We start from the raw sequence: 11,925 nt of genomic DNA on the forward strand, positions 1-11,925 counted from the left end.
CACGTTTTTGTTTTTTGTATGAAGATTATAAGGATTTCTTATTGTAAAGGGAGGATTAAGTTGAAAAGGAAATATGTATTGTTAGTATTTGCTATGTTACTAGCATCTTGTAGTCAAACAGAGCCAAAAAAAGAAACAGAAAAAGTAGAAGAGACGGTGAATGAAGTGAAAGAAACAATAGGGGTAACCGTTATACAAAAAAAACATAAAGAGAAAAAGTTACAGGAATCAGAAGCGAAGTTAGTAATAGATATTATGGATAAAGCAGAGAAACAAGAAATAACAGGAAGCTTTGGTGAACCTGAATATGAAATACAAATTAGTAGGGATGGGAAGAAAGACACGTATTATGCATGGCTAAGGGGAGAAGATAGACGAGGTTGGGTACAACATAAGAAAGCTATGTATATGCTGAATAAAAAAGATACGGAAAAGCTTTTGGCTATATTTCCAAATGTTTCAGAACAAAAAGAAGATGAGAAGCAGGTAGGTCCTTTAACGGAAGTAACAAAAAAAGATTTGCAGATTACCGCGTTTCATATTAAAGCAGGAGATCAAAAAGTGAATTATACGGTACGGTATACGATTTCACAATCACTATACAACAAGTTAGAGAAGGAACAAGAATATTATTTGAAAGTCATTTATCCAGAAAAAGTTCAAAAATTAATTGGAGCAAAAGAGAGCGAAGAAATTTCAGGAGAAAAGGTAAGAGAAGGATATAAACAGTATGAATTACATGCTACTGTTCCGGTAAAAGGTGCTTCAGAATCACAATTAAAGTCATTAGAAACATATTATGAAAATTATGATTTAAAAATATTAAATAGTAAAAAAGAAAAAATAGGTGTTTTTCAAAATATCATTCAAATTGTTAAAGAGTATGGTGAAAAAATGGATTTGCAAAGATAAAGTGAAACTTTAATTTGCCATTATGGATCGGGATGTATGTGAATTCGTAAAGTCTATATGACCTTTCCTAGGAAATGATAATAGAGAGGGGGAAATCCCCTCTCTATTATTTTGTTTTTGCAGATGGCTCATTCATTGATTTTCGTGTAATAAGAAAAGAAATCATAAGAGCGGAAAAGATGATAAGGGCAATAAATACGTGATTGGGCAACAAATCTAATAATAATACGTAACTAACGGTATAAAAAATAAGAGTTGAAGCTAAAAACGATAGAGCGCCTATTATGAGAGATTGTAAATTCATTTACGAACACCTCCTTTTATTTATATTTTTGGCTAAAAATGGATTAAATAAACATTGTTTCTAACAATAGAAAAAAATATGTCATAATAGAGAAAAGAATAGTTTTGATGAATATGATTCATTAATGAGAGATAAAGGAGAGGAATATGAAAAATAATAAAAAAGGATTATGGGGAATTATTGTTGCAATAGGGCTATTTTTACTTTCTAAGTTAAAGTGGGTATTTGCAATTTTTAAACTAGCAAAGTTTTCAACGGTATTTAGTATGTTTCTATCACTTGGTGCATACGCAGTTATATATGGTTGGAAATTTGGGGTAGCGCTCATTTATTTGTTGTTTATTCATGAAATGGGCCATTTATGGGCTGCGAAAAGAAAAGGTATACCAACATCGCCAGCAATATTTATTCCATTTATGGGTGCTCTTATTGGGATGAAAGAGATGCCGAAAAATGCAAAAGATGAAGCTTATATCGCTTATATGGGACCTCTTTTCGGATTGTTATCATTTTTACCTGCAATCCCACTTTATATAATAACGAAAGAGCCATTTTGGGCATTAATTATTTTACTTGGCAGTATGATTAACTTCTTTAACTTGATTCCAGTTTCTCCATTGGATGGTGGAAGAATTATTTCGGTTGTAAGTACAAAGATTTGGGGAGCGGGCCTTATTGTATTGCTCGGTTATTCCATTTACTTTAAAAGTATTTTGGGAGGGTTTATTTTTATTATCGGCTGTATGGAATTATATAGAGTAATAAAGAGAGAGGGGCCAATTAAGGAGTTAGGATATAGAATTGATGGAATGAAAGACTATGTTGCAAGGCTTGAAGAGGAGTTAAAAGAAACAGGTGCGGTGCATCGAAATATATATATGATGCAACATGAAATAAATATATTAAGGCAAAAAGAGAGAGAGAAAGAATTAAAAACAGGAGAACTTCAAAAGATTGAAGTGTTAGAGTATCTTTTACCAAAGTTTGAGCCACTTGATTACGTCCCATATGAAGATGAAAAAGAAACTCATACAATTCATATAAGAGAAGCATTTGAAATGTCAGAAAGAAAATTACAGGAATGGGAAGCAGAAAAGAGACAACAGGAAAACTATTACAAAGTGGATACGAAAACGAAATGGACGGTATTTGCTTGTTATATCGGATTAATGGCTATACTCGGTTACACAGCTTATGAAGGGTATATTGTTTTACAAGAACATTTGCCAACGAGAAATGTATAGAAAAATATTGTCGAAATGATGGGAAAGATTTATACAGGAATTATATTTCTACGAGAGAATGTTACAAGTATAGTCATACATTGTAATATCTTTAGTAGAGAAGGAGTTCTGTATATGAAGAAATTGTTACGTGTATTTGGGGTTATTATCGTAATGATCATTGCAAGTTATAGTCTCATGAAAGTGTTGTTACATTATGCGAATAAGCCTGCTGACGTAAATACAATAGCTCAAGTAGAAGATGTACAAGAAGAGACAAAAGTACTTGATTTTATTCGTATGACACATGAAAGTTATAATAATTTCTTAAATTATGGTAAAGCAGAGAATTATACAGAAGGGGACTGGAACCAATTTAAACAATGGTTTCAACAACAAGAATCGTCTTTAAAAAGTATACATACAGAAATAAAGAATGAAAAAATAAAACGTGATGTAAATAGAAGCTATGAAATTGTAAAAAAAGGTGTGGAACTTCAAAATATTGAGTATGTAGTTTATGCACACCGTGTATATCATGACTTAGATATTATCGTAAATAAATATAGAGGTGAAACGAACATCTGGGGGTATACAGAGTTTGGAGATGGGAAAGATATAAGGGTAATTGAACAAGCTATAGAGTCCAAATAATAAGCTAGCTAGAATTCTAGTTGGCTTATTTTCTTTTGTAAGTGCAATGTTCATATATTATTCACAAAAACACAGTGTTAATAGTGATTAAAATCACAATATGTACTATACAATTCAGTTAAACTAAAAACAGTTAAGGAAATAGAGGAGTGGGATACAATGTTAAGTGCAAAAACAATTGAAATCGTAAAGTCAACAGTACCATTATTACAAGAAAAAGGCGTTGAAATTACAACGAGATTTTATCAAATTTTATTTTCGGAACATCCGGAATTATTGAATATTTTCAACCATACAAATCAGAAAAAGGGAAGACAACAACAAGCGCTAGCGAATGCTGTTTATGCAGCTGCAACGTATATTGATAATTTAGAAGCTATTATTCCAGTTGTAAAACAAATTGGTCATAAGCATAGAAGTTTAGGTATTAAAGCAGAGCATTACCCGATTGTAGGTACATGTTTACTACGTGCGATTAAAGAGGTCGCAGGTGCACCTGATGAAGTTTTAAATGCATGGGGAGAAGCATATGGTGTCATCGCTGATGCATTCATTAGCATTGAAGCAGAGATGTATGAAGAAGCGGCACATAAAGAAGGTGGATGGAAAGATTTCCGTAACTTTGTGGTTGTTAAAAAAGTGAAGGAAAGCGACGTTATTACATCATTTTATTTAAAACCTGAAGATGGCGGGAAAGTTTCTTCATTCATCCCAGGACAATATGTAACGATTCAAATAAATATAGAAGGTGAAACATATACACATAATCGTCAATATAGTTTATCAGATGCTCCAGGGAAAGAATATTATCGTATTAGTGTAAAGAAAGAAAAAGGTGTAGATACACCGGATGGTAAAGTATCTAACTACTTACATGATCATGTAGAAGAAGGGGATATGTTACCAGTAAGTGCACCAGCAGGAGATTTCGTATTAAATATGGATTCCACATTACCAGTTGTATTAATTAGTGGTGGAGTAGGTATTACACCAATGATGAGTATGCTAAATACGTTAATTGAACAAGATTCAAAACGTAGTGTATGTTTTGTTCATGCAGCGATAAATAGTAATACACATGCAATGAAAGAACACGTTGAGGCAGTAGATAATAAATACGAACAAGTTAAAGCGTATACTTGCTATTCTGCGCCAACTGAAAAAGATTTGGAAATGAAGAACTTTGATAAAGAAGGTTTCATTGAAGCTGAATGGTTACAAACGATTATTCCAACAACTGAAGCAGAGTTTTACTTCTGTGGTCCGGTACCATTTATGAAACATATAAATGCTGCACTAACTGATTTAGGTGTGAAACAAGAGCATATTCATTATGAGTTTTTCGGTCCAGCAGCAAGCTTACAATAAATGAGGTTTGAAATAAGCAAAAAACGAGGTATTATTTTACCTCGTTTTTTATTTGTTCTCGTAACAGACGATTTACCGTTTCACGGCGTATACCTATGAGTTGACCAATTTCAGTTTGTGTTAATATTTCATATATAGGAATGTCACCTAAATATAGTGTGAACCATTCTTGTAAACGATGAAGACGTTCTTTCGGAGAGACGGTTGTCAATTGATCGATACGCTGTTGCATCATTCTTAATTTTGATTGTAGTTGCATAGCAATATTTGCATATGATGCAGGATTTGCCTGAAGTTGATCGTACCATTCATTACTAATTATAGGTTCAACTTCTGTTTTCATTAAAGCGATTGCTGTACCGTGATATTCCTTCGGTGAAATTAAAGAATGGTGAGGTATCGTTTCACCTGGAACGATAATGTTGAATAAAAATGGTGTTCCATCTTCTTCTATCCGTACTACTTTTAATAAACCTGTTTTTATAAAATATAAAGGACCGTCCTCGCCTTGACGGAATAATACATCTCCTTTGTGTAGAATCAATGTTAGCCCCCCATTTAAACATTTCTATTTCTTTTATTTTAGCGTATATGTATAAAGACAATATGCTTTTAAACAGCAATTTCATTGACGAAATATATGCTATTACAGTAGTATACTATTTAGTGTGTAATAGTACTAGCAATGAATACGCTGTAGGGGGTTTAGTATATTGTTAGATGCGATAAAAATGACGGATATGAGAATTCCGGCGAATGCTATCATTCATGTAGAAGAGATGAAAGGTGGAGTCGTATTATCCGTTGAAGTAGACGGCCAAATTATTTATACGATGGCTTACGATGAAGAAACAGATAGTTATGCTGAATTATATGATCGAAACGATAAGAGGGCGTGCCAAGTACATGAGGATTTTATGGGATGGTCACTTCTTCACTAAAAAGATGTCAATATGACATCTTTTTTTATTAAAACGATAGAATATACAAAGAAATGAAATATAAGGATAAAATTTGTAATAAATGATTTTGCATTGTTAGCACTTTGTAACTGCAAGTAAATTATTTTTTCGCTATCATAAAGATAACAGTCGCAGTTATAGGAGTGGTCAACTTGAAGAAAGTACATATTTCCAATTATATGTTATTATGTGTTTGTTTAATTTTATTTGTTCTCTTAGGAGGATTTTTATATTCATGTGTATAAGAAAAAACGCATTCTAAAAAGAACGCGTTATAAAAAAGAAGTGATGATTAATCTAGTTCCGAGAATAATTAATGTGATACGTAATAAATTAATTACGGCTTTACCACTTAATTTTGTATTAATATAAGCCCCGATTTTTCCGCCAATCCATGCACCAGGAATAAGAATTAATGCATAAATCCAGCTGACATTTCCAAGAGAGATGTGAGTTGCAGAACTTACAATGGCTGATAGAAATACGATAAACATCGAAGTTGCTACAGCAATATGTGCTGGGAATGCAAAAAGTAGCATCATTGCTGGAACGAGTAAGGCACCGCCACCAATTCCAAATAACCCAGATATAAAACCAACTATAAAGGCGATAAAGATAGCGAGAAGCGGTGGAAATTGATAGTGTACAGTGTTTCCTTCGTTATCTGTAAAAGAACGCTTAATTACCGTCATATTTGATAAAGAAAGAGGGTTTAATTTGTCTCGTAACATAAGAAGAATGGAGACGAAAATAAGGAAAATCCCAAAATATAAAGAAAATGTATCTTGGTTTAAAAATTTGTTTGCCCACGAGCCGATGATACCACCAGGTCCACTCCCGATAAATAAAATAAGTCCACTTTTGTAATCTACTCGTTTATGTTTCATATAAGTAAGGGTGGAAGATAGTCCTGTAAAAACGACTGTTACCATTGAAGTTCCTACTGCAAGTTGTGGTGATAGACTGTGTAATCCGATTAATAACGGAACAATAATAATTCCGCCACCAAGCCCGACTAGACTCCCGACTGTCCCGGCGATTAACCCGATGAAAAGTAACATGATGTATTCCAAAATTGCCAACTCCTCTATATAACTTATCCACCAATTATTATACACTCTTTTTAATAAGAAAAAGATATGTTCACAAAAAAGTCGTCTTCCTAGAAAAATAAGGAAGACGACTTTTAATTAAAAGATTAAGTGTAATAAAGAGTAAAATAAAGCAGCTAAAGAAGCTGAAATAGGAAGCGTGATAACCCATGTAATTAACATGCGTTTTGCTGTTCCCCATTTTACACCTTTTACACGATGAGAAGCACCAACCCCTAAAATAGAAGAAGAGATAACGTGCGTCGTACTAACTGGTAAATGAATGAATGTTGCACCGAAAATAACAAGTGATGATGATAAATCGGCAGCTACACCATTTACAGGACGAATTTTCATAATTTGTCCACCGACAGTTTTAATAATTTTCCATCCACCGACAGAAGTACCAAGACCCATTGCGATTGCACAAGATAATTGTACCCAGAACGGGATGTCGCTAGAAGTATGATAGTTATTGGCCATAAGAGCCATCGTAATGATCCCCATTGCTTTTTGCGCATCGTTCGTACCATGTGTATAAGCTTGTAATGCGGCAGTAAAGATCTGGAATATACGGAAGTTTTTATTCGTTTTCGTTAAGTTAAAGTTTTTGAAGACCACTTTAAAAATACTGTATACGATATAACCAATAACAAAAGCGATAATCGGTGAAATAATTAAAGCTTCAAGAATTTTTATGAATCCTTTAAGATTTAATGAGCTAATACCGGCAGCAGCGATTGCTGCACCTGCGATTGAGCCAATAATTGCATGCGAAGAACTACTTGGAATACCGTAGTACCAAGTAATTAAATTCCAAGCTATTGCCGCAAGTAAAGCAGCTAAAATTACAAGAGAACCATTTGGTAAAGCAAATGGATCAACGATATCTTTTGTAATCGTTTTTGCTACACCTGTAAATGTCATCGCACCTAAAAAGTTCATAATAGCTGCCATAATAATTGCATGTCTAGGCTTTAGAGCTTTCGTTGAAACAGCCGTTGCAATAGCGTTTGCTGTATCGTGAAATCCATTGATAAAGTCAAAAGCTAAAGCGCAAATGACTACTAAAACGGTCAGTATCAAGAGTGTATCCATGATCAAACTCCTTACGCGTTCTTCATAATAATTGTTTCTAATACGTTTGCAACGCTTTGGCAGCTATCCGCTACTTCTTCAAGCTCTTCGTAAATCTCTTTGTATTGAATAATCTTAATCGGATCTTTCTCACGAGAGAATAAGTGCTTAATCGCATGACGGCGAATATCATCACATTGTGATTCATAATCCTTAATCTTAATCGCGTTCGTACGAATGTCGACTAACTTCTTTTTAGACAGTAGTTCAACAGAATTTGCAATCTCAATCGCACATTGATTAATTGCTTCAACGAATTTAATCATGTATTCATCAGCTTCTGTAATAGAATACATTTCGAATAGACCAGCACTATGATCTAATCCGTCTAATACATCATCCATACTCATTGCAAGTTGTAGGATGTCCTCACGTTCAATAGGAGTAATAAACGCTTTGTTTAGCTCCATAATGATTTCGTGAATAAATGAGTCACCTTTTGACTCATACTCTTTCATGCGCATAGAAAACTCTTTTAAATCGCTAGCATTTTTAATTTTATACTCCACGAAAAACTGCGCGCCTTCTTTTAAATTTTCGGAAACATTCATTAACATTTCAGAAAATTTATCTTTTTTTGATTTAAATACCATTATTAGTTACCCCCACAAAAGTAATATATGTAAAATATATTGGCTAGTCAATTCTAACAAAAAACTGTCGTTTTTTAAAACATTTTATCGAAAAGTTTACAAAAACTTAACATAACTCTCATTGTTGTATTAATAATATTAATAATATTATTAATCAATATTGAATATCTTACTTGTAGAATGTCCTTTTCTTGCAAAAAGTATGAATGTGAAAGAAAAGCTTTACACTACAGGAAAGACTACGTTATTATAATAAATTTAAAAGGAGGTATATTCTTCCTTTTGAAAAGAAGAGTGTAAACAAACGAAGGAAGTGAACGAATGAAATTGAAGAACACTCACTTAAAAAACATGCGGGAGTGGTTCAACAAGAGGAAGAAACTTCGTAATTCATTAATTGTATTAGGAAGTTTACTTGCTACTCTATTTATTGCTATAAATATAATAATTTCTATTCAAGACATATCTGAATTAAAACAAGCTGTTCCGCAACCAACTTTAATTTATGATGCAAATAATGAAGTTGCGACTAAATTAGCTTCTTCTAAAACAGAAGGTGTTAAAAGGAAAGATATTCCTGATGTTATGGTACAGGCAATTGTTGCAGTAGAAGATAAGGAATTTTTTAACCATAACGGTATTTACTATAGTGGAATTATAAGTGCAGTTTTTAAAAATATTACAGCAGGAGAAGTTGTAGCAGGGGGAAGTACAATTACACAACAACTTGCGAAAAATGTATTTCTGACACAAGATCGCACATACTCTCGAAAAATAAAGGAATATTTTTTAACAAAAAAAATAGAGCGTACGTATACGAAAGATGAAATTATTGAAATGTATATGAATCAAATTTATTTTGGTGAAGGTGCTTGGGGTATAAAAAGGGCAGCTAAATCTTATTTTGATAAAGATGTAAAGGATTTAACAGTTTCAGAAGCTGCAACGATTGCAGGCTTGATTAAAGCGCCGTCTGCGTATTCGCCTTATAAAAACTTTAATAAGTCAATCGAACGACGTAATGTTGTATTAAGTTTAATGAAAGAGCAAGGATATATTTCTGACGAACAGTATAATAAAGAAAAAGAGAGCGGCCTCGTGTTAAAACGTGGTGTGGATGATAAATACAAGGGGAAATACTCTCAATATGTAGACTATATTGTTAGGGAAGCGATGGACAAGTATGAATTAACACAAAATGAAATTTTAGCGGGTGGTTATCGTATTTATACAGAGCTTGATCCGAAAAAACAACAGGCTGTAGAAGACGTTGTGAATAATGAGAGTTATTTCAAAGATAATGGATCAGACCAGCTTATGCAAACTGGTGTAGTTCTTATGAATCCAAAAACAGGTGGTGTACCAGCTTTAGTTGGAGGTAGAGGTCCGTATCAGTTTTTACAGTTTAACCATGCAACCCAATTAAAAAGACAACCTGGCTCAACATTAAAGCCTCTGGCTGTATATGTACCAGCGTTAGAGAACGGGTATGAAGTATACGATATATTAAAAGATGAACCATTTAATATTAAAGAATATAAACCACAAAATAGTGATCATACTTTTCACGGTGATGTGACAATGTATGAAGCCGTGGCAAAGTCGTACAATGTTTCAGCTGTTTGGCTATTGGAGCAAATTGGATTAGATAAAGGATTGAAATCTTTAGAGCGATTTGGTATTCCATTAGTGCCAGAAGATCGTACGTACCCGATTGCTTTAGGCGGGATGCATGTGGGAACCTCTCCGTTTGTAATGGCTCAGGCGTATAGTACATTTGCAAATGACGGTGTTCAAGTGGAAGCTCATGCGATTAGGGAGATACAAAATGCTGAAGGTGAAACAATTGGAAAGTGGTATAAGAAAGAGACACGGGTGACGAGCGAGAAAATTGCTCAAAAGATGACATATTTATTAAAAGGTGTTGTTGAAAAGGGAACGGGCGAAAAGGCGAAAGTTAATAATATTGATACGGCAGGTAAGACAGGAACTACTCAAATTGTAAATGGACCGAGCACTGGCGCAAAGGATTCATGGTTTGTTGGATACACACCAGATTTAGTAGGTGCGATTTGGGTAGGATATGATAAAACGGATAGTGATCATTATGTTCCGGGGGGAAGTCAAATTACTACGACAATGTTCCGGGATATTATGAAAAAAGCGAATGCCAATCCAGCTCAAAAAGCATTCCAGTTATCGCTTATATCTGAGGCCGATTATAAAAAACAATTGAATACAATAGAAGAGGAAAAACGAAGAAAAGAAGAAGAGAAGAAGAGGAAAGAAGAGGAACAACAAAGAAAAAAAGAGCAACAAGAGTGGATTGATAAAGTGAAAGAATGGATTCCTTCATTTTGGTAAAAGAAAGAGGCGAATAACGAAATTCGCCTCTTTTTCGTATGAAAAACAAAATGAAACTTTAATCGGTGGGGATTTTTGTCTATCATTACTAGCTATTAATCGATATCCATTGAGATACAAGATATTACTCGTTAAGTAGAATATTCGTACTGCCAAAGGATTCGGAATCGTATGTGACGATTATTTTTCCTTTACTAATAGGTTCGTAAGGTAATTCTTCTTCGTAATTACCATTATTTTTATTGTGGATAGAAAGTGTAATTTCATCGATTTCTTTATTTGTATATTGATCTTTAATCGTTTCAGCAATTTGAAGTAACGCTTCGGAACTAGAAGCTTTCGTAATAAGCATTCCTTTTATAACTTTTTTTTCATTCTTTGTGGCATTGGAATAAGGGATGTTGCTTTGTTTTGTATACAAAAGTTTGTATGGAACAGTTTTTCTCTCTGCTTGTGATATAGTGGAATATTTTAGAGTTAAAAAAAATCCTACACATAAAATAATGCATACCATAAGAGCAAACCAAATGCGTATTAGTGACATAACTCTCATTTTCATCCCTCTTTCATATCTTTGACTTCACTATTTATCATACAAAATGAGGATTAAGGTAGAGTAAATTTGAGGTAAAGAAACGTAAAGAAGAGCACTTATCCTCCCAAACAAGTGCTCCTTTCTATATAAAGAGAGATTTAATGCACGGTTAAACGATACATATTATTATAAATATGCGTATTTAGTGAAAGTTAGTAAATTCGGAATACTGATAGTGTTGCAGTTGTATCGCCTGTGTTAGGAATAGAAATAGTGTTTGCTGTAGGCTGTACAGAAATCGTTGTACCAGCTTGTAAAGTAACGATTGTAGAGAATGAAACAGCACTACCGATAACGTTAGTTGAGAAATTACGAGTAGGTGGTTGGCCATTGAATGAAATACCGAATCCAAATGGTGAAGATCCTGGGAAAGTTGTTGATGCTGAGAAACTAATATCATATACGCCTGTTTCTAAAATTGTTAAAGTATCTGAAGTATCGTTGAAAGTGATATTATTTAATTCAAAAACTTGATTAAATTGGATGTTTGTTCCAGGGGATATAGTTTGTGGATTTGAGTTTCCGATTGCCGCGATAGTTACAGGAATTGGAGTACCCGCTGGTCCTGTTGCACCAGTAGCACCTTGAGCACCAGTAGCACCTGTTGCGCCCGCTGGTCCTTGAGCACCAGTAGCACCTGTTGCGCCCGCTGGTCCTTGAGCACCAGTAGCACCTTGAGCGCCTGCTGGCCCTTGAGCACCAGTAGCACCTGTTGCGCCCGC

At 34.0% G+C, this 11,925-nt stretch carries 13 protein-coding genes; 6 read left to right on the forward strand and 7 right to left on the reverse strand.

What is annotated here, in order from left to right; all coding sequences use genetic code 11:
* The first annotated feature begins 60 nt into the window (after positions 1 to 60).
* The gene (locus FS742_RS17160) at positions 61 to 912 is read left to right on the forward strand and encodes a YhfM domain-containing protein (RefSeq protein WP_144613865.1); all 852 of its coding nucleotides are present in this window, start codon (positions 61 to 63) and stop codon (positions 910 to 912) included.
* A gap of 106 nt (positions 913 to 1,018) precedes the next feature.
* On the opposite strand, the gene FS742_RS17165 is transcribed toward FS742_RS17160, so the two are convergent.
* Positions 1,019 to 1,216, reverse strand: a complete 198-nt coding sequence (locus FS742_RS17165; RefSeq protein ID WP_144613867.1) for a hypothetical protein — start codon at positions 1,214 to 1,216, stop codon at positions 1,019 to 1,021.
* A gap of 146 nt (positions 1,217 to 1,362) precedes the next feature.
* Between FS742_RS17165 and FS742_RS17170 the strand changes: the two genes are divergently transcribed.
* The 3 genes from FS742_RS17170 (at position 1,363) to hmpA (ending at position 4,461) form a co-directional block, all read left to right on the forward strand.
* The gene (locus FS742_RS17170) at positions 1,363 to 2,460 is read left to right on the forward strand and encodes a site-2 protease family protein (protein WP_144613869.1); all 1,098 of its coding nucleotides are present in this window, start codon (positions 1,363 to 1,365) and stop codon (positions 2,458 to 2,460) included.
* 114 nt (positions 2,461 to 2,574) lie between these two features.
* Positions 2,575 to 3,093 carry a hypothetical protein gene (locus FS742_RS17175; RefSeq protein WP_144613871.1) on the forward strand — a complete coding sequence of 173 codons (519 nt, stop codon included), beginning with the start codon at positions 2,575 to 2,577 and terminating at the stop codon, positions 3,091 to 3,093.
* 159 nt (positions 3,094 to 3,252) lie between these two features.
* Positions 3,253 to 4,461, forward strand: a complete 1,209-nt coding sequence (gene hmpA / locus FS742_RS17180; protein WP_144613873.1) for an NO-inducible flavohemoprotein — start codon at positions 3,253 to 3,255, stop codon at positions 4,459 to 4,461.
* A 31-nt stretch (positions 4,462 to 4,492) separates the two neighbouring features.
* Here the strand turns inward: hmpA and FS742_RS17185 are convergent, their stop codons facing one another.
* A complete protein-coding gene (locus FS742_RS17185) occupies positions 4,493 to 5,005 on the reverse strand; it encodes a Crp/Fnr family transcriptional regulator (RefSeq protein ID WP_000600574.1) in 513 nt (170 codons plus the stop codon).
* Between the two features lie 169 nt (positions 5,006 to 5,174).
* On the opposite strand from FS742_RS17185, the gene FS742_RS17190 reads away from it, so the two are divergent.
* A complete protein-coding gene (locus FS742_RS17190) occupies positions 5,175 to 5,402 on the forward strand; it encodes a hypothetical protein (RefSeq protein ID WP_000882907.1) in 228 nt (75 codons plus the stop codon).
* Between the two features lie 293 nt (positions 5,403 to 5,695).
* On the opposite strand, the gene FS742_RS17195 is transcribed toward FS742_RS17190, so the two are convergent.
* The 3 genes from FS742_RS17195 to FS742_RS17205 all read right to left on the reverse strand — a co-directional run bounded on the left by FS742_RS17195 (position 5,696) and on the right by FS742_RS17205 (position 8,244).
* Complete coding sequence (locus FS742_RS17195; protein WP_000455763.1) at positions 5,696 to 6,496, reverse strand: sulfite exporter TauE/SafE family protein; 801 nt, start codon at positions 6,494 to 6,496, stop codon at positions 5,696 to 5,698.
* Between the two features lie 117 nt (positions 6,497 to 6,613).
* Positions 6,614 to 7,612 carry an inorganic phosphate transporter gene (locus tag FS742_RS17200; protein ID WP_144613875.1) on the reverse strand — a complete coding sequence of 333 codons (999 nt, stop codon included), beginning with the start codon at positions 7,610 to 7,612 and terminating at the stop codon, positions 6,614 to 6,616.
* An 11-nt stretch (positions 7,613 to 7,623) separates the two neighbouring features.
* A complete protein-coding gene (locus tag FS742_RS17205) occupies positions 7,624 to 8,244 on the reverse strand; it encodes a DUF47 domain-containing protein (RefSeq protein WP_000231446.1) in 621 nt (206 codons plus the stop codon).
* A gap of 321 nt (positions 8,245 to 8,565) precedes the next feature.
* Here FS742_RS17205 and FS742_RS17210 point away from each other — a divergent pair, with 321 nt between their 5' ends.
* Positions 8,566 to 10,608 (forward strand): transglycosylase domain-containing protein, encoded by a 2,043-nt coding sequence (locus FS742_RS17210; protein WP_144613877.1) that lies wholly within the window; start codon positions 8,566 to 8,568, stop codon positions 10,606 to 10,608.
* 124 nt (positions 10,609 to 10,732) lie between these two features.
* Here the strand turns inward: FS742_RS17210 and FS742_RS17215 are convergent, their stop codons facing one another.
* Together FS742_RS17215 and FS742_RS17220 are read right to left on the reverse strand one after the other, a co-directional pair.
* The gene (locus tag FS742_RS17215) at positions 10,733 to 11,161 is read right to left on the reverse strand and encodes a hypothetical protein (RefSeq protein WP_144613879.1); all 429 of its coding nucleotides are present in this window, start codon (positions 11,159 to 11,161) and stop codon (positions 10,733 to 10,735) included.
* Between the two features lie 194 nt (positions 11,162 to 11,355).
* Positions 11,356 to 11,925: Gly-Xaa-Xaa repeat protein (locus FS742_RS17220; RefSeq protein ID WP_144613881.1), on the reverse strand; the 570-nt coding region annotated here is incomplete at its 5' end.

Source organism: Bacillus cereus, assembly GCF_007678085.1.
GTDB classification, from domain to species: domain Bacteria; phylum Bacillota; class Bacilli; order Bacillales; family Bacillaceae_G; genus Bacillus_A; species Bacillus_A cereus_BE.